A 17,582-nucleotide genomic window follows, 5' to 3' on the forward strand; every position below is an offset into this window, starting at 1 on the left:
CGGCCCGCCGGGTTCCACAGCATTCTTGAGGAAGTTCCACATCCTCGACCACCAAGGGGAATCCGGCAATGCTGCCGAATTCTTATACTGCTGGTCCCGCACAGACAGGCAGGATCCCATGGTTCAGAGTCCACGCATCATCAAGACCAAGGTCGGCATCATCGGTGGCGGCCCCGCAGGCCTGATGCTCTCGCATCTGCTTTCTAAATCCGGCATCGACAACTTGGTAGTCGAAATGCGCGACCATGAGACAATTCGCAACACCCACCGCGCGGGCATTCTCGAAGCGCAAGCAGTTAAGATGCTCTCCGACTCTGGAGTCAACGGGCGAGTACTCACCCACGGAGACGAGCACGCCGGAATCGACCTTCGTTTCAACGGTGAGTCGCATCCGTTGGATTTCCGCGATCTCGTTAACGCCACGGTCACCTTGTACGCACAGAACGAGGTTTTCGTAGATCTGGCAGCAGCCCGCCAGCGCGACGGTGGCGACGTTCGCTATAACTGCGAAGTCACCGAGATACTGGACATGGAAACCTCCACCCCGAAGTTCCGTTTCACCGATGCGCAGGGCACCCTCTTCGAGGTCCATGCAGACGTGATCGTCGGCGCCGACGGCTCACGTTCATTCGCTCGCCGGCAGATGCCAGACACCGTTCGCAAGGACTTCAAGGTCGCTTACCCATTCGCTTGGTTCGGCATTCTCACCGAAGCTCCAAAGTCTTCACCGGAATTGATCTACGCAAACTCGCCTCATGGGTTTGCCCTCATCTCCCAACGCAGTGAAACAGTACAGCGTATGTATTTCCAGTGCGACCCGAATGAAGATGTTAATGCATGGAGTGATGATCAGATCTGGTCAGAACTTCAAAAGCGCGTTGATGGTCCTGATAACTTCCAGCTCAAGACCGGCAAGATCTTTGACAAGACCGTATTGGGTTTCCGCTCCTTTGTCCGCGAACCACTCTCCCACGGGCGCATGTTCTTAATTGGCGATGCCGGGCATACCGTGCCACCGACCGGCGCCAAGGGGTTAAACCTTGCCTTCGCCGATGTGAAAGTGCTCTTCGAAGCACTAGATTCCTTCTTCTCCACGGGCAGCGACAAGCTTCTAGGCGGCTACTCAGATCTTGCGTTGAAGCGCGTTTGGAAAGCACAGAACTTCTCCTACTGGATGACGTCCATGCTGCACACCCCCGTAAACGCAGACCCATTCATGGCTAAGCGAGCACTGGGTGAACTGGAAACAGTCACCTCTTCCCGGTATGGCCAGCAGTACTTGGCCGAGTCGTACACCGGCTGGCCACACTCCTAAATCACAGTCATATCAACAACCCTCCATTCCGAAAGGAGCACGTAGTGAGCACCGAAACCACCAAGGACGAATCGTTCGAGAATTCGCACGTCCTAGACCCTGCGGCCACCGCCGACTCGCAGGAAAAAATCACCGACGAGATCACCAGCATTCACGAGGCTTACCGCCAAGAAGTGGTGTCCGGGAAGAAGGCTGAAACTCAGCCACGCATCAACTTTGCCCCGTATCGTTCCTCGCTGCTGCGCCATCCAACGAAGAACCTGCACCATGTGGATCCGGAAACCATTGAGCTGTACTCCCCTGCCTTCGGTCAGCGCGACGTCCATGCTTTGGAATCGGATCTAACCATTCAGCACAACGGCGAGCCAATTGGTGAGCGCATTGTTGTGGCTGGACGCGTGCTTGATGGTGACGGTCGCCCGGTGGCCGGCCAGCTGGTGGAAATCTGGCAGGCCAATGCCGCCGGCCGCTACATCCACAAGCGTGACCAGCACCCCGCCCCGATCGATCCGAACTTCACCGGTGTGGGGCGCGCAATTACCGGTCCGAACGGCGAATACTCGTTCACGACCATCAAGCCGGCACCGTACCCGTGGAAAAACCACCACAATGCGTGGCGCCCGGCGCATATTCACTTCTCGCTGTTCGGCACGGACTTCACCCAGCGGATGATCACCCAGATGTATTTCCCCGGTGACCCGTTGTTCAGCCTGGACCCGATCTATCAGGCCATCACCGATGCGGATGCACGCGACCGTTTGGTCGCCACCTATGACCACTCGATTACCAGTCATGAATGGGCCACCGGCTACAACTGGGACATCGTCCTGACCGGTTCAAACCGTACTTGGATGGAAGACGAAGAGGGAGATCACTAAATGTCTCAGGCACCAGAACTCAAACTCGCTCCCACTCCGGGACAGACCATTGGCCCGTTCTACGGTTACGCTCTGCCGTTTGAAAAAGACAACGAGCTGGTCAATCAGGCCAACCCGAATTCGATACGACTGCATGGGGTCATCACCGACGGCAAGGGTGAGGTTATCCCGGATGCACTGCTTGAAATTTGGCAGGCAGACGAGAACGGAAACGTGGTTTCCCGCGATGGTTCGCTAGTCCGTGACGGGTACACCTTCACCGGTTGGGGCCGTACCGCGGTGGACAACGTTGGGCATTACACCTTCACCACGGTGAATCCGGGTGCCACCGAAGACGGCAAGGCCCCGTTCATCATGCTCACCGTATTTGCCCGTGGGCTGCTGAACCGCCTGTTCACCCGCATTTATTTGCCCGAGGACACCCAAGCTCTGGCCAATGACCCGTTGTTGTCTTCACTGACTGAAGCACAGCGCAAAACCTTGATTGCTACCCGCGAAGAAGACGGCTCATTACGTTTTGATATTCACTTGCAGGGCGAGGACGAAACGGTGTTCCTCGCCTACCCACGCGAGAGTTAAGCACTCGTTACAGGCCCCGTGTCAGTGCACCGGCATCCGAAGAAATTCGGTGCTGGTGCGCCCACGGGGTTTTGCCCGTTGCCGGGCACTAAAGTTTAAAATACAGCCAGCAAAGAATTGAGAGATGGATGAACAGCGTGGATTACGGTGTACTCGCTCCAGCTTGGGCCGGAACAAATGCTGCAACCACCGCCAGCGATGTGGCTTTTGTTCAGGCCATGCTAGATGTTGAAGCCGCCTGGGTGAAAGTGCAAGCCGAGGTGGGGCTGTGCACCACCGAAGAAGCACAGTCCGTTGCCGAGGTCGCCAAGGTCTCCCGCTACGATCTGGTGTCCTTGGCTGCTAAAACACCGGATGGCGCTAACGCGCTGATCCCACTGTTGGCCATGATGCGCGCACTGCTGGTGGAAGATGGTGCCTCCCCCAAAGCTGGTACTGCGTTACACCGGGGTGCCACCAGCCAAGACATTATCGATTCAGCACTTATGCTCGTGGTCTCACGAACCTTACAGACCACGCTGGCAGATCTTCGCCAGACCGCTCGAGGCCTAGCCTCCTTGGCCGCAGATCACCGCGAGACTGTGTGCATTGCGCGCTCGCTGACCCAGCATGCACTGCCTACCACCTTCGGTTGGAAGGCTGCCAGCTGGCTGTCGGCAGTGCTCAGCGCCGAAGCTGGACTGCAACAGGCAGAGCAGCATCTTGCCCTGCAGTGGGGTGGCGCGGTAGGTACGCTCGCTTCGCTAGAGCAGCTTCTCGCCACCCATCCTAAAGTAAAGACCACGTCCGCAGAGTTGAGTACCAAGCTCGCAGGCATTCTCGGTCTTGCAGATGTCGGCGCCCCGTGGCATACCAACCGCATGCCAATCCTCCAGATTGGTTCGGCGTTGGCAAGTGCCGTGGCAGCTTTAGGCACCTTTGGAGCCGATGTACTCACCGCTTCACGCCCGGAAATTGCGGAGCTTTCCGAACCACGCGAGGCCGGCAAAGGCGGGTCATCGGCCATGCCGCATAAACAAAACCCGGTGCGTTCACTGTTGCTGCGCAACGCTGCAATCAGCGCCCCTGGGTTAGTCGCAACCCTGTTCACCGCCGCCGGCACCGCGGTTGATGAACGTCCCGATGGAGGCTGGCACTCCGAATGGCAGGCGCTACGTGAACTGCTGCGTTTAGCATCCGGAGCCGCTCATCACGGTGGGGCGCTAGCCCTGGGACTGGAAGTTAATGAATCTTCTATGGAGCGCAATCTGCGCCTGAGCGGCGATGCGATCATGTCCGAACGCGTTACCTCTGTGGCCGCAGGATTCGTCAGCGGAGGCAAAGCCGCCGTTCAAGCGTTAGTTCGACGTTCATTGACCGACCAAGTCAGTCTCGGTGAACTACTGCGTTTAGAAATCCCCAGCACCGAGCTATCTGACAAAGAACTCTCCGAATTACTTGATCCAGCCGGATACCTCGGTGCCGCAGATCGTTTCACTACAACCGTTCTCGCCGAATATTCGGCACGGAAGGAAATATGGCAGTCCCACAGCTAACCCCCTCATTGCTACACACCAATAAGGACCTCCCCACGCTCATCGCAGGCCCTTCGCTGGGCACCGCGGCCTTGCCACTTTGGGGGCCAGCCGTTCCGTATCTGAAAGAGCACTTCCAGGTCGTCGCTTGGGATCTGCCTGGCCACGGTGAAAGCAAGCCTTCCACTCAGGCGTTCTCCTTAGGTGAGCTGGCCTCCGGCGTGATTGCGATGATTGATGCTTTACGCGCCGATGGTGTTATCGCCGAAGGCTCCAAACTGTACTACGCCGGCGTTTCAGTAGGTGGCGCTACCGCACTGCAGCTGGTAGTGGACTACCCGGGTGTCTTTAACGGCATTTCATCCATCTGCTCTGCAGCGAAGATCGGCACCCCCGAAGGATGGACCGAACGTGCTGAGCTAGTAGCAAAGGCCGGAACTCCCACCATGGTTGCTGGTTCCGCCCAGCGCTGGTTCGCCCCCGGATTCATCGAGAAGAACCCGGTGGTCTCCACCGATCTGTTGCACAGCCTGCAGGATGCGGATCGTTTCGCCTACGCTCATGCCTGCGGTGCATTGGCCGGATTTGATGTGCGTGAGCAACTGGCGTCGACCACAGACCCGATCCTCGCCATCAACGGCGCTCAAGATCAGGTCTGCCCGCCGACCGATGCACAATTCATTGCCGAGCACGCCCCGAAGGGCACTGCGGCAGTCATTGATTCCGCGGCCCACCTTGCACCTGCTGAAGCCCCCGAAGAGACAGCCGCCTTGCTGGTCGATTTCTTCACCTCCAACTAAAGAAGGTCTAAGACTGATGTCAGATTCTCAGCGCCAGCCCGGTGACACCTATGATGCGGGCATGGTTGTGCGCCGCGAGGTGCTCGGCAGCGAGCACGTAGATCGCTCCACCAATAACTCAAATGAATTCACCGACGAATTCCAGGAAATGATCACCCGCTACGCATGGGGCACCGTCTGGACCCGTGACGGACTGCCGCGCACCACCCGCAGCGCCATCACGCTAACCGCCATGATTGCCGGCGGCTACTGGGAAGAACTGGAAATGCACGTGCATGCCGCACTGCGCAACGGCATGACCGCGGAGGAGATCAAGGAAGTCTTCTTGCAGTGTGCCATCTACTGTTCGGTTCCTGCAGCAAACGTTGCTTTCAAGATCGGCAAAAAGGTCTTGGACGAGTACGCCGCGGAAGAAACCAACTAACAAGGTCTTCCAACCGCCAAAAACCAGTGCCCCCGGACGAATCAGCGGATTCGTCCGGGGCACTGGTTTTTCATCTGGCAATGCTTAGCTACGTGCTGGAATCAGCGACTTCCCCAGCCAGTCGCGTTCAATGTCGTTGAGCGCGCGTGCGGATTTGCCATCTTGAGCTAGCGGGACCATGACCGTGGTTGAATCGAAGACCTGCTGGCCGTCCTGATAGCCGATCCCGCGAACGGTAAAGGATTTGTTTCCCACGCGGCTAATTCCCATGCGGATCAGCATTTCTGGCTGGTAATAGAGCGGGCGCAGGTAATCGATATTAATCGAGGCGACCACCGTTCCATACTCAAAACGTCCGGTGTTGCCGTCTTCGCGCGTCCACCTAATTCGCGCTTCTTCCATCAGCGTGACGATGCGGGCATTGTTAACATGTCCGAGGGCGTCCTGATCAGACCAGCGAAGTTGTAATAGTACTTCGGTAGCTGCGGCTAAATCCTGCTGGCTTGCTTCACTCATGACATCCATTTCATCAAAATTTGGCCTGTGCACCTAGTTGGGTGACGTGCTATCTTGTGTCAGTTTTTTGAAATGCGTTCCCAACGACAATCTTCGTTGTAAGCGTCAAGACAGTTCCAAATGTCCGGCTCCGCATAAAATCTCAGCTCATCGGTGAACCAGTAGGTCTTCCCCGGGTCCCACCCGGCGATCACGCTGGCAAAGTTTTCGTCTACGACCAAGCATTCTCCGGCGAGCGCCAAGTAACCGGCAATGCTCAGATGTACACCGTCATAGTCTTTGGATACCGCAAACCAGTCGGGCATCACCCACGCTCCGTCTCGTCCGGTGGTCCGATACCAGTCGTGCCGTTTATGGGCGGTGACCTCGATGCCGTAGTCCCGGCATAGTTGCACCCAATCGTTGGCTGTGGAGATTTCTAGAACTTTGACAGAAGGAGGAACGCTAGCTTTCCGTGTGACTGCTTGCTCCTAGGTGAAGGCATCTTCAACGCAGCTCGCTCCTATTGGTTGCTGGTTAGTGAACACCCCTGTAGTGGCCCGCAAGTCCCAACTAGGCCTGGACCACCATTCACCTCCAATCATGGCGGTGACCGGTGTTGGCTTTTCTGCGCGCGCACGTGCCTCGGTGAGGATCAAGTTCTCTTTCCATCGCAGCAGCTTGTCAAAGACGCTTGACCCGGTGCTCGTCATCGAGCCGGCGGGATCAGGCTGGTCAAATTCCACATGAAACTGTGTGCGCAGATCAACCGGGGCTAACCACTGCTGCGTGAGACCAGAGGCCACAATATACTCGGCAACCCGACACAAGGCGTTTTGCAGCGCGGGCGCAGCTAACAAGGTGTCCTCCCCATCTGGTTCTTGCCAGTATCTGGCATGGACAACAGTACTTTCCAGCGACTTTTGCAAGAGCTGATCGGTGACCGGCAACAGCGTGGTGGCGCTTATCAGCTTGGCAAGTTCCTCCACGCTCACGGTGACGGTGCGTCCTTCGTCCGCACCCGGACCAAACATGATGACCGAATCACCACGGCATGCCTCTACTTGGTACGACGCATAATACATTGCCGAATGCAGCGGGTGATCAGCGAATTCAGACAGCGCCTGGGCTTCACTGTCCAACGCAAATTCCCAAAGCACACGACGCCCCCGCCGACCACTAAGCAACAGCTCGACGATATCCATGGCTTACTCCTGCAATCGGCGAATCAAAACGATAAATCTTCCCAAGACACCGGGTTAGTTTTTACGAGATCGATTATTAGACATTACCCCAGAGCTCACTGCTATTTACCTCCGGCTGACAACGTTGGCTCTGGCTGGTCAACAGACTGACCGAATGTCACCACCCCGGAGGAACGTTCGTGAAATCATTCGCTCAACCCGGCAAGACCAATCGTTTCACCCCACTTCGGATCACCGCAGGTTCACTTGTCCTTCTCGCAACCTCGGCCGCCCTCACCGCGGCGAATTCTGCACCCGTTCCAGAACAAGCCAGTACTTCCGCCGCCAGCTGGAAAAGCACCGCCTACCGTGGCAACGTCGAAGTAATTCCCGCCAACGCTGAGCAGACGAATATCACTCCCGAGTCCATCGATGGCGTGGTGTTTGATGACCGCAACAAGAACTCCGCACGGGATGTTAACGAACCAGGCAGACCAGGTGTCACGGTGTCCAACGGACGCGAGGTGACCACCACCGATGGCCAAGGCCGCTATGAACTTCCTGCATTTGAGAACATGACCATGTTCGTTACCCAGCCTCGTGGCTATCAGGTCCCAGTCGATGAACATAACGTCACGCAGTTCTTCTATACTCATCTTCCCCAAGGGTCACCGGAGCTCAAATACGGTGGGATCGCGCCAACCGGCCACCTGCCTGAAGCGGTCAACTTCCCGCTCACCCAAAGCTCCGCCACCCAAAGCCCAGAACAGAGCTGCCTGATCGGCGCGGACGTGCAAACCTACAATCAAAAGGAAGTTGAGTTCGCTCGCAATGGTGTGTTCACCGATCTGGCGCAGCGCACCGACTACACCGGATGCGGGGCACTGTTCATTGGCGACTTGGTGGGCGACGATCTGTCCTTGTTCACCGCGACGCGCGAACTAACTTCCATGCTCAACGGGCCAGCGCGTTTCCTTCCCGGCAATCACGACATCGACTACGACTCCTTGGATGGGCAACACGAATTCGATAGCTTCCGCGCCCAGTTTGGGCCAGAATATTACTCCTACGACACAGGAAAAACACACGTCGTTGCGCTGAGCACCATCGCTTACCCCACCAAGGTTCCAGCCAAAAAAGGCGACTACACCTATGACCTTGGCGAACAACAACTGCAGTGGTTGCGCGCCGACATTGCAAAGGTTCCTAAGAACAAAGCCATTGTCTTAGCCGGGCACAGCCCCTTATTGGAATTCTTCTACAGCGATGAGCACACCACTAAACAGATTAAAGAAATCTATAAGATCCTCGAAGGCCGCGAAGTTGTTTCCCTCGGTGGACACACCCACATGTCGGAGAATCTACGTGCCGGTGATTTGATGGCCGGATGGCAGGATGAAGTGGGCGCCGATGGGTTGCCGTTCACCCATCTGACAGTTCCAGCGGTTTCCGGACAGTGGTATGAGGGGCGGGTCACCGGCAATGGTTATCCAACATCCATCCAGCGTGATGGCACCCCGCCAGGAGTCTTGACCCTAGATATCAAAAACACCAAGATCACCGAACGCTTCACTATTACCGGAGGCGATACATCAAAACAAATGTCGCTGGGACTTAACACCCCGCTCTACCGCACGTGGTACGAGCAAAACATCACCAAGCCACGTGGCACCGTGAGCGCATTGGAAGATCCGCTAACGGTCAGCCAAGCAGATCTGTCCAAGGACACCTGGCTCACCACAAACTTCTGGTTGGGAAGTACCGGCTCAAAAGTTGAGGTGAGCCTTGATGGCGCAACATCAGCCACTGCTACACGTACCCAGCAATTGAACGGTGAGCGTCCACGCGTAGGCGCCGAGTTCTCCGATCCGGTAGCTATCGCCGAACAGTTCGTGCATGGTGGCGGTCTGGCCGAGAAGACCACCCACCTGTGGCGGTTTGAAATACCTTCGGATCTTGCGGTGGGTTCGCACACGGCAACGGTGAAAGCCACAGACGTCCATGGACGTACCTTCACCGACCAACTGACCTTTGAAGTCACTTCGTAAGCGAGCGTAGGTCTTCGCGGTGCCAGCTTAGGTCAGCTGGGCACCGCCATATTCATGACTCATAGGCTCCCTATCGGGGCCTATGAGTCATGGAACGCATAGGATGAGACCATGCGTATTGCTATCTTGGATGACTATCAGAACGCGGCTCGCGACTTCGCAGATTTTGATGCATTGGCTGCAGAGCTCAACGCCGATCTCACGGTGTTCAACGAACACCTCGGCCACGAAGACGATGTGGTCAGCGCGGCGCTAGAACCCTTCGATGTCATCGTGGCGATGCGCGAACGCACCCCGTTCACCCGGGCACGTTTCGAAAAGCTGCCCAACCTGAAAATGCTTGTTTCTACCGGGCGACGCAACGGTTCGATCGATTTGGCCGCCGCAGGACTGCATAATGTGGTGGTTTCACATACTGGCTATTCACCAACCGACGCCGTGGAACACACCTGGGCGCTCATCCTGGCTGCCGCGCGCAGGCTTGACGTGGAGCTGTTCTCTGCACAGTCTCCACGTGGTGAGGCAGAGCCTTGGCAGTCAACCTTCGGAATGGGTTTGGCAGGCAAAACCCTCGGCGTTTACGGTCTAGGTAATCTTGGGTCGCGCGTGGCCAAGGTCGGCCTTGCCTTCGGTATGCGGGTTATTGCTTACAGCCAGAATCTGACCAAAGCTCGGGCTACAGAGGTGGGTGTCGAGCTGGTTTCGGAAGCTGAGCTCTTCGCAACTAGCGACGTATTGACCATCCACCTGAAGCTTTCCGATCGGAGCACCGGAGTGGTCGGTGCCAAGCAACTATCTTGGATGAAACCCGAGGCCATTTTGGTGAACACCTCACGTAGCCGCATTGTTGAAACCCCGGCGTTGATCACCGCAATGGAGAACCGGATGCTGCGTTTGGCAGCGGTGGATGTCTTTGATGTTGAGCCATTGCCGGTGCTTGATCAGCTGTCCCGTACCCGCGGGCTGATCGCTACACCGCATATTGGTTATGTAACTGCCGAACAGTTTGAAATGTTCTATCAGGATTCGGCTGAGAATATTCGTGCGTGGGCTAAGGGTTCACCGATCCGCGTGATGGGTCTCTAACCACGGGTTTCCGAGGCACAAAGTAGAAGTGCAAGATTGCGACTACCGCGGCCCAAGCGGCACCGATCAGCAGTCCTACCACTACGTCTGACACCCAGTGGTGCCCAATGTAGATGCGTGATGCGCCCATGGCGAGTATAAAGAGCGCCGCGATGATGCTGATCAGGTATGCGTATCTTTGCAGACCGTAAACAATGGCCAGGTAGCTGGCAATACCAATTAGCGCGGCCGCGTTGAGTGTATGGCCGCTGGGAAATGAAAACGATTCCGGCGGTGCAGGTCCACCGGGAATCCCCTGCGGACGGATGACTTGAAGGCTCGCTTTGAGAATGACCGTAAGCAGCACCGAGACCAGCGCGGTGAAAGCAACCGTTGCCAATGGCCATACGCTGCGCGTCCACCAACAGAGTAAGCCGGTCAGCACGAGCATGATCATCGTCATTCCGGGGGTGGACCCCCAGAAATATAGGAAGTCAGAAATACCTTGTAGTGCTGGAGTTTGATGATCTAAAACCCACTGGTATGTGGGTTGGTCCATGTCTTTAGCCCAACCACCGACATGCAAGGAAACTAGCACTCGTCGAGTGAAAAAGAACATCGCAACCACAAGACCAAAAATGATCCACAATATTTGTATGCCACGAGGCTTTTGCCCCTGACGGAAGTTCCAAGACGATCTCATAGCTTCCATCGTAGTGGGCACGTCGGTACGCAACTTCCGCCCCGGGCTATACGGAACAATAGAACCATGACGATCAAGATCTTGGCCATCGGCAAAAAACATGAATCCTGGGTAGACGAGGGAATCGCTCGCTACGAAAAGCGCCTGAAGAAGCCTTTTGACCTGTCGTGGCAGTTACTTAACCATTCATCGCGTGAGAACGATGCGGCACGCATCGAGGAATCTGCACGAATCCTCGCGAAGATCGATGACCGTGATTTTGTGGTGTTGCTCGACGAACGTGGCAAGAACGTGGACTCCCCTGCTCTAGCGAACACACTACGAGCCCCAATTGATTCTTCACGCAACGTCGTCATCATCATTGGCGGGGCTTACGGCGTAGACGCCTCGGTTCATCAGCGCGCGAACTTTGAGTGGTCCTTGTCTAAGCTGGTCTTTCCGCATCAGCTGGTGCGACTCATCCTCACCGAGCAGCTCTACCGGGCCCAAGATATTCTCGCCGGTGGCAAATACCACCACGTTTAAGCACGCCCCTCGACTTTCTATTATGGAAAGTCAAGACTTTCCATAACGGAAAGTGAGAAAATCATGACTGGTGAACAAGAGCGGATCGATAAGCTGACTGCAGCTGAGCTTTTGGTAACCGCTGATCGAGCTTCCCATACGATGGTTTCTACTGGTGGTTCAACTCGTGTCGTCCTGCTTGTATATGTCTTGATCGGCAGCACGGGGCTGAGCCTTGCGGACGTTATTTCAGGAACCGCCATTTTGTGGCTGGCAGCTTTGATCATCCCGGTCTTGCTGGTGCAATTTTTTTCCACGCGTAATCGAGTCAAGGCTCGCCCTGTGCTCGATGGTTCAGCTATCTACGGCTGGTATTCCTTTATGGCGATGATTGCCGTATTCTGCTTGCGCATGTGGACGGCCGTTGACCCATGGGCTATCGGATCCAAATGGATCATTTCGTGTTTTGTCATGTGGCACCTGCTCTCTGCGGCGCAACGAAGCCTGGATAAGGATCGGGTGCAGGACGCGCAGGAACGAGCCGCATGACTTGCTAAGTCACCCCGCAACCAAAGCGTCCGCATCTATCCACGAAGAGGAGGCAACTTTGAACCCGGCATCGCAGAATCCGCCAACGCATGATGCTCAAGCACTTCTCGCTCAAGCCGAGGAAGCATCCACTGCCAGCGTGAGAGCTACAGAGCCACCGCTCGGATTCCTACTTAGCTTGGCATTGACCTACGCGGGCATCTTCTCACTTCACGGAATCATCAATTCAGCACTCTGGTACTGGTCCTTGTTACTCTTCTTGCCACTGCTGGTTTGGTACATCTATTGGTCTCGCAAGCGCCCAAAATCCCGACCGGCGCTGAAGCACTCCGGCAAATACATGCTCGGAGTATTTCTCATGATCGGTGGGATGCAGTTCGGTAATTTCTGGATTCCGCAGACTTGGCTGCTAATCGCGCTCAAGTTCATGGCACTATTCGCGGTGCTTATCACCGCACTGTGGGTCATGCGCCGAGAAACGATCACCTCTCGCATCAAGGATGGGAATGAACAAGCAAGCTAACACGGCACGCTTCGACGAGCTGATCCATGCACCGATTAGGCTGCGCATCTGCGCCAGTCTTGCGCCCGTGCAATGGGCAGAATTCGCCCATCTCCGTGATGCTTTGAACATTGCTGACTCGGTGCTCAGCAAACATCTGAAGCAACTTACCGACACCGGTTATATCCAAATCGAACGATTCACAAAGCTAGGCCGCAGCCATATGCGGGTCTCCTTAACCAGGGCCGGTCGGGATGCCTACGTCGGACATGTGGCAGCCTTACGCGAAATTACGGCTGGCGAATAATGCCACTTCTTGTCGGTCCCCACGACGTAGTATCAATTCCATGAACGAGATTCTTTCCAGGTTTGGCACAGCGACCCGTCAGTGGTTCACGGACGTTTTCACCGAACCAACGGCAGCCCAAGTAGGCGCCTGGGATTCAATCTCCAGTGGCCACCACACGCTGGTCATCGCGCCCACTGGTTCGGGTAAAACCCTAGCGGCGTTCCTCTGGGCATTAGACCGGCTACACCAAGCCGAAGTTCCCAAACCAGCACTGCCAGGGCTGGAACCTGAAACCACGCAAGGCTCTGGTGCCGGCACTAAAGTGCTTTATATTTCACCGCTCAAGGCCCTGGGTGTGGACGTTGAACGCAACCTGCGTTCCCCACTGGCGGGGATCCGCGCCACCGCGCATGAATTGGGGATCACTCAACCCTCGGTTTCCGTGGGGGTGCGCTCCGGTGATACTCCCCCGAACGTGCGCAGGCAGCTGTTAAAGAACCCGCCGGACATCCTGATCACGACACCCGAATCTTTGTATCTGATGCTGACGAGCCAGGCACGGCAGACCTTGACCAGTGTGCACACCATCATCATCGATGAGGTGCACGCAATCGCTAGTTCCAAGCGCGGCACCCACTTAGCTTTGTCCCTAGAACGCCTCGATTCGCTCTTGTCGGTGCCTGCCCAACGCATTGGGCTTTCGGCCACCGTTGAGCCACCCGAAGAGGTAGCTAGATTCCTTGCAGGTTCTGCGCCAGCAAATATTGTGCGCCCAAAATCCACTAAAAAATGGGAACTAGCGGTCCGCGTTCCGGTGGAGGACATGACAGACCTTCCTGCTGCGGCAGGAGCCCACGATCTCGGTCCAGGTTCCTCGCCCACAGCAGGGGCAAGTATCTGGCCGCATGTGGAAAACCAACTCGTTGATCTGGTCCTGGAGAACCACTCGACAATTATCTTCGCCAACTCGCGCCGTCTGGCCGAACGGCTCACCGGCAGACTAAATGAAATTTACGCCGAACGTGAGGGATTCGCTGCCGAAAACGCCGCAACTTCCAGCCCGGCAGCAATGATGGCTCAGGCAGGATCCAGCGCGGCCAGCGACCCTCAAGCACCACTGCTCGCGCGAGCGCACCACGGTTCGGTGTCCAAGGATTCTCGCGCCCAAATTGAGGAAGACCTCAAACTTGGCAGGCTACGTGCGGTAGTTGCCACCAGCTCACTGGAATTGGGCATCGATATGGGACTGGTTGACTTGGTCATCCAGGTCGAATCCCCCAACTCTGTCTCCTCCGGATTACAACGCGTAGGACGTGCCGGACACCAGGTGGGTTCCGTTTCCAAGGGTATTTTCTTCCCCAAACACCGCGCAGATCTGCTCTCTACCGCGCTTGTAGTCACCCGTATGCGAGATGGCGTCATTGAAAAAATGGTCATCCCCGCCAACCCGCTAGATGTGCTGGCCCAACAAACCCTCGCGGCGGTCGCCATGGATGAACTGGACGTCGAGGCCTGGTTTGATACGGTTCGCCGGGCAGCCCCCTACCAGCAGCTGCCACGCAGCGTCTACCTCGCCACCTTAGATATGCTCTCGGGCAAGTACCCCTCCGATGAGTTCGCCACGCTGAAGCCACGACTGGTCTGGGACCGTGATGCCGGAACCCTCACCGCCCGCCCCGGGGCCCAACGCCTTGCAGTGATTTCCGGAGGCACCATTCCGGACCGCGGACTGTTCGGTGTATTCCTCGCCGGCTCGGAAGATGACAAAGCCCCCAAACGAGTGGGCGAACTTGACGAAGAGATGGTCTATGAATCACGGGTGGGAGACGTCTTCGCACTCGGTGCTACCAGCTGGCGTATCGAGAACATCACCCACGACAGGGTGCTTGTCACCCCAGCCTTCGGCCAGCCAGGCAAACTACCGTTCTGGCATGGCGATGGGCTAGGCCGCCCGGTAGAGCTGGGCGCCGAACTAGGCAAATTTACCGCCGGGCTGCTCGCCGAAGAACGCGGGGAGGCCGCCTCACGGCTGGAACATAGCGGACTGGACTCGTACGCCGCTAATAACCTGTTGAATTATTTGGGCGAACAACAACGCGCCACCGGTCAGGTGCCGAACCATCAAAACTTTGTCATCGAACGCTTCTACGACGAACTGGGCGACTGGCGCGTGATGCTGCACTCCCCCTTCGGGCTGTCCGTCCACGCACCGTGGGCCTTGGCCATCGGCGCCCGAGTACGTGAACGCTGGGGGCTGGATGCCTCGGCGATGGCAGCCGATGACGGGATTGTTTTGCGCATCCCCGCGATGGATGATGAACCGCCAGGGGCTGAACTCTTCGCCTTCGAAGCAGATGAAATCGTTGACGTAGTTACCTCCCAGGTAGCGAACTCCGCGTTATTTGCCGCCCGCTTCCGTGAGTGTGCCGCGCGTGCTTTGTTGCTGCCACGGATCAATCCCACCAAACGCACTCCCTTATGGCAGCAACGCCAACGCGCCAGTCAGCTACTAGACGTAGCGCGTAACTACCCGGACTTCCCGATCATCTTGGAAACCGTGCGCGAATGCCTGAACGACGTCTATGACCTACCTGCGCTGCGTGAAATTCTCTCCCACGTTTCTTCCCGCGCCATCCGGCTGGTGGAGGTACAAACAGAACTCCCGTCCCCTTTCGCGCAATCCTTGCTCTTTGGCTACGTAGCTCAATTCCTCTACGAATCCGATGCGCCTTTAGCTGAGCGCCGTGCCGCGGCACTCAGCCTAGACCCGGTACTGCTTGGTGAACTACTAGGCCGCAACGACGTTCGCGAGGTCCTCGACGCACAGGTGATCGCGCAACTTGGCGACCAGTTGCAACATTTAGCGCCAACCCGCCGCTTCAGCGGCGTTGAAGGAGTGGCGGATCTGTTGCGTCTACTCGGACCGATGAGTGCAGCCCAGCTTGCACTGCGATTACGCCATCCGGAGCACGAGGATGAAGCACTTGATGAGCAGACCGCCCGAATCCACGCCGAAGCTTTGGTGGCCACCCGCCGCGCATTCACCCTACGTTTGGGAGGCAAGCACTCTTACGCAGCCATCGAAGATGCCGCTAATCTTCGTGATGCTTTAGGCACCCCGCTACCCACTGGAATTCCCGCCTCGTTCTTGGAACCCGCAACACAACCGGTTCAGGACCTGGTCTCTCGGTACGCGCGCACTCACACCCCATTTACGGCCGGCGAATTAGCAACAGCATTGGGGCTGGGTGTTGCGATGCTGCGTCCGGTGATGGACCAACTCGTGGCCGCCGGACGATTATCGCTAGGAGCTTTCCGTCCTTTAGAGCTAGTCCCGGACGGTGTTTCGGGGGATGAATATACCGATATCCAGGTATTGCGCACTATCCGCACCCGCTCGTTAGCGGCTTTGCGTGCCGAGGTGGAACCGGTAGACCAAGCCACCTATGCCCGGTTCTTACCCACCTGGCAGCAGGTCGCCTCCCAGCTGACCGGAAGCGATGGAGTCTACGAAGTGATTGCTCAATTAGCTGGCGCAGATCTTCCTGCCTCCGCGCTTGAGTCCTTCATTCTTCCAGCCCGACTACGCAATTATCAGAGTGCTTGGTTAGATGAATTAACTAGCTCCGGTGATGTTCTGATTTGTGGTGCGGGAGCCGCCGGAGGCAACGACGGATGGCTGTCCTTACACACCGCCGAACATGCGGCGCTCACCCTGCCCGGGGGAAATACCAGCGAGTTGAGCGCGCTGGACTTAAAGGTGCTGAACTCATTTCAAAGTACCGGTGCTTATTTCACCGAAGAAATTGCGGCGCTACTACACCACAGCGAAGAGGTGCCACCGAGCAACCAAGAAATCACCGAGTCCTGTTGGAACCTGTTCTGGGCCGGTTTCATCTCCCCGGACACACTCACTCCGGTGCGTGGTTACCTTGCAGGTGGCAGCACCGCGCATAAAATCGCTAAGCCTGCCCCGCGAGCACGCGCGGCAAGACTTAACAGGTTATCGGGATTAAACCGCTTGGCTCGCGAACAAGCAGGGCAGTCCGCTCGTTCGGTCCGTGGTGGTGCAAGGTGGGCTTTACTCCCGCCTCCGGTCACGGACCTGACCATCGCCGCCCATGCCACCGCCGAGGTGCTCCTAGAGCGCTACGGCGTTCTCACCCGGGGTTCGGTCGCTGCCGAAGCTGTGCCCGGAGGATTTGGGCAGCTGTACCGCGTGCTGTCCAAACTCGAAGAAGCAGGCCACGCCCGCCGCGGATACTTCATCGAGAAACTCGGTGCCGCCCAGTTCTCCACTTCCAATACCATCGACCGTTTACGCGGTTTTGTGTTAGCTGATGATCCACGCCGCAAACCCACGGCCACGGTCTTAGCTTCCACAGACCCGGCGAATCCCTATGGTGGCGCGTTGCCTTGGCCGGTGGGCGATACCGGGCACCGTCCGGGACGTAAGGCTGGCGCTTTAGTCGGATTGATCGACGGTTCGCTCTGTTTCTATTTGGAACGTGGGGGCCGAACCGTACTAACCTTTGGTGAGCATTCAGAAGATGCGTGGCAGCTGCTCGCATCTGAACTTGTGACGACGTTGCGCACCGCAAAGGTAGACAAGATTGCCATGGCCACGGTCAATGGCGAATCGGTCAGTTCACATCCTTTGGCAGCTCCGCTACTTGCCGCAGGATTTTATTCCACTCCACAGGGAATTCGGTTCCGCCGCTAACCACTATAAG

At 56.8% G+C, this 17,582-nt stretch carries 17 protein-coding genes; 13 read left to right on the plus strand and 4 right to left on the minus strand.

What is annotated here, in order from left to right:
- Nucleotides 1–118: 118 nt before the first annotated feature.
- From IEX04_RS16435 to pcaC, 6 genes are all read left to right on the plus strand, one after another.
- Nucleotides 119–1,315: a 4-hydroxybenzoate 3-monooxygenase gene (locus tag IEX04_RS16435; RefSeq protein ID WP_188687220.1), complete on the plus strand. Its 1,197-nt coding sequence runs from the start codon at nucleotides 119–121 to the stop codon at nucleotides 1,313–1,315.
- A gap of 44 nt (nucleotides 1,316–1,359) precedes the next feature.
- Entirely contained in the window at nucleotides 1,360–2,193 is an 834-nt protein-coding gene (gene pcaH / locus IEX04_RS16440) for a protocatechuate 3,4-dioxygenase subunit beta (protein WP_188687221.1), read from the plus strand.
- Nucleotides 2,194–2,772 (plus strand): protocatechuate 3,4-dioxygenase subunit alpha, encoded by a 579-nt coding sequence (gene pcaG / locus IEX04_RS16445; protein ID WP_188687222.1) that lies wholly within the window; start codon nucleotides 2,194–2,196, stop codon nucleotides 2,770–2,772.
- 128 nt (nucleotides 2,773–2,900) lie between these two features.
- Nucleotides 2,901–4,307: a lyase family protein gene (locus tag IEX04_RS16450; RefSeq protein WP_188687223.1), complete on the plus strand. Its 1,407-nt coding sequence runs from the start codon at nucleotides 2,901–2,903 to the stop codon at nucleotides 4,305–4,307.
- Nucleotides 4,289–5,086, plus strand: coding sequence for an alpha/beta fold hydrolase (locus tag IEX04_RS16455; protein WP_188687224.1), 798 nt, complete (start codon nucleotides 4,289–4,291; stop codon nucleotides 5,084–5,086). Before IEX04_RS16450 ends, IEX04_RS16455 begins: the two co-directional genes overlap by 19 nt.
- Before the next feature lie 16 nt (nucleotides 5,087–5,102).
- The gene (gene pcaC, locus IEX04_RS16460) at nucleotides 5,103–5,510 is read left to right on the plus strand and encodes a 4-carboxymuconolactone decarboxylase (RefSeq protein WP_188687225.1); all 408 of its coding nucleotides are present in this window, start codon (nucleotides 5,103–5,105) and stop codon (nucleotides 5,508–5,510) included.
- A gap of 84 nt (nucleotides 5,511–5,594) precedes the next feature.
- Here the strand turns inward: pcaC and IEX04_RS16465 are convergent, their stop codons facing one another.
- The 3 genes from IEX04_RS16465 to IEX04_RS16475 form a co-directional block, all read right to left on the minus strand.
- Nucleotides 5,595–6,026, minus strand: a complete 432-nt coding sequence (locus tag IEX04_RS16465) for an acyl-CoA thioesterase (RefSeq protein WP_188687226.1) — start codon at nucleotides 6,024–6,026, stop codon at nucleotides 5,595–5,597.
- Between the two features lie 59 nt (nucleotides 6,027–6,085).
- Nucleotides 6,086–6,421, minus strand: a complete 336-nt coding sequence (locus IEX04_RS16470; RefSeq protein ID WP_188687227.1) for a hypothetical protein — start codon at nucleotides 6,419–6,421, stop codon at nucleotides 6,086–6,088.
- Between the two features lie 75 nt (nucleotides 6,422–6,496).
- Complete coding sequence (locus IEX04_RS16475) at nucleotides 6,497–7,210, minus strand: hypothetical protein (RefSeq protein ID WP_188687228.1); 714 nt, start codon at nucleotides 7,208–7,210, stop codon at nucleotides 6,497–6,499.
- A gap of 179 nt (nucleotides 7,211–7,389) precedes the next feature.
- On the opposite strand from IEX04_RS16475, the gene IEX04_RS16480 reads away from it, so the two are divergent.
- Both IEX04_RS16480 and IEX04_RS16485 read left to right on the plus strand, forming a co-directional pair.
- A complete protein-coding gene (locus IEX04_RS16480) occupies nucleotides 7,390–9,237 on the plus strand; it encodes a calcineurin-like phosphoesterase C-terminal domain-containing protein (protein ID WP_188687229.1) in 1,848 nt (615 codons plus the stop codon).
- A 111-nt stretch (nucleotides 9,238–9,348) separates the two neighbouring features.
- Nucleotides 9,349–10,323, plus strand: a complete 975-nt coding sequence (locus tag IEX04_RS16485) for a D-2-hydroxyacid dehydrogenase family protein (protein WP_188687230.1) — start codon at nucleotides 9,349–9,351, stop codon at nucleotides 10,321–10,323.
- Here the strand turns inward: IEX04_RS16485 and IEX04_RS16490 are convergent.
- Nucleotides 10,289–11,005 (minus strand): phosphatase PAP2 family protein, encoded by a 717-nt coding sequence (locus IEX04_RS16490; RefSeq protein ID WP_194446474.1) that lies wholly within the window; start codon nucleotides 11,003–11,005, stop codon nucleotides 10,289–10,291. The two genes, IEX04_RS16485 and IEX04_RS16490, sit on opposite strands and share 35 nt — an antisense overlap.
- 66 nt (nucleotides 11,006–11,071) lie before the next feature.
- On the opposite strand from IEX04_RS16490, the gene IEX04_RS16495 reads away from it, so the two are divergent.
- The 5 genes from IEX04_RS16495 to IEX04_RS16515 all read left to right on the plus strand — a co-directional run bounded on the left by IEX04_RS16495 (nucleotide 11,072) and on the right by IEX04_RS16515 (nucleotide 17,572).
- Nucleotides 11,072–11,530, plus strand: a complete 459-nt coding sequence (locus IEX04_RS16495; protein ID WP_170947926.1) for a 23S rRNA (pseudouridine(1915)-N(3))-methyltransferase RlmH — start codon at nucleotides 11,072–11,074, stop codon at nucleotides 11,528–11,530.
- Between the two features lie 63 nt (nucleotides 11,531–11,593).
- Nucleotides 11,594–12,058, plus strand: coding sequence for a hypothetical protein (locus IEX04_RS16500; protein ID WP_188687232.1), 465 nt, complete (start codon nucleotides 11,594–11,596; stop codon nucleotides 12,056–12,058).
- Nucleotides 12,059–12,116: 58 nt separating this feature from the next.
- A complete protein-coding gene (locus IEX04_RS16505; RefSeq protein ID WP_141392984.1) occupies nucleotides 12,117–12,581 on the plus strand; it encodes a hypothetical protein in 465 nt (154 codons plus the stop codon).
- A complete protein-coding gene (locus IEX04_RS16510; RefSeq protein WP_096257546.1) occupies nucleotides 12,565–12,867 on the plus strand; it encodes a transcriptional regulator in 303 nt (100 codons plus the stop codon). Before IEX04_RS16505 ends, IEX04_RS16510 begins: the two co-directional genes overlap by 17 nt.
- Nucleotides 12,868–12,907: 40 nt before the next feature.
- Nucleotides 12,908–17,572, plus strand: coding sequence for an ATP-dependent helicase (locus IEX04_RS16515; protein ID WP_188687233.1), 4,665 nt, complete (start codon nucleotides 12,908–12,910; stop codon nucleotides 17,570–17,572).
- The last annotated feature ends 10 nt before the right edge of the window (nucleotides 17,573–17,582 follow it).

It is taken from the genome of Glutamicibacter ardleyensis (assembly GCF_014644555.1).
Lineage (GTDB): Bacteria > Actinomycetota > Actinomycetes > Actinomycetales > Micrococcaceae > Glutamicibacter > Glutamicibacter bergerei.

Coding starts and splice junctions, on each gene's coding strand:
- IEX04_RS16500 (WP_188687232.1), top strand. CDS start 11,594: ATGACTGGTGAACAAGAGCGGATCGATAAGCTGACTGCAGCTGAGCTT.
- IEX04_RS16465 (WP_188687226.1), bottom strand. CDS start 6,026: ATGAGTGAAGCAAGCCAGCAGGATTTAGCCGCAGCTACCGAAGTACTA.
- IEX04_RS16435 (WP_188687220.1), top strand. CDS start 119: ATGGTTCAGAGTCCACGCATCATCAAGACCAAGGTCGGCATCATCGGT.
- IEX04_RS16490 (WP_194446474.1), bottom strand. CDS start 11,005: ATGAGATCGTCTTGGAACTTCCGTCAGGGGCAAAAGCCTCGTGGCATA.
- IEX04_RS16495 (WP_170947926.1), top strand. CDS start 11,072: ATGACGATCAAGATCTTGGCCATCGGCAAAAAACATGAATCCTGGGTA.
- pcaC (WP_188687225.1), top strand. CDS start 5,103: ATGTCAGATTCTCAGCGCCAGCCCGGTGACACCTATGATGCGGGCATG.
- pcaG (WP_188687222.1), top strand. CDS start 2,194: ATGTCTCAGGCACCAGAACTCAAACTCGCTCCCACTCCGGGACAGACC.
- IEX04_RS16450 (WP_188687223.1), top strand. CDS start 2,901: ATGAACAGCGTGGATTACGGTGTACTCGCTCCAGCTTGGGCCGGAACA.
- IEX04_RS16510 (WP_096257546.1), top strand. CDS start 12,565: ATGAACAAGCAAGCTAACACGGCACGCTTCGACGAGCTGATCCATGCA.
- IEX04_RS16455 (WP_188687224.1), top strand. CDS start 4,289: ATGGCAGTCCCACAGCTAACCCCCTCATTGCTACACACCAATAAGGAC.
- IEX04_RS16515 (WP_188687233.1), top strand. CDS start 12,908: ATGAACGAGATTCTTTCCAGGTTTGGCACAGCGACCCGTCAGTGGTTC.
- IEX04_RS16485 (WP_188687230.1), top strand. CDS start 9,349: ATGCGTATTGCTATCTTGGATGACTATCAGAACGCGGCTCGCGACTTC.
- IEX04_RS16475 (WP_188687228.1), bottom strand. CDS start 7,210: ATGGATATCGTCGAGCTGTTGCTTAGTGGTCGGCGGGGGCGTCGTGTG.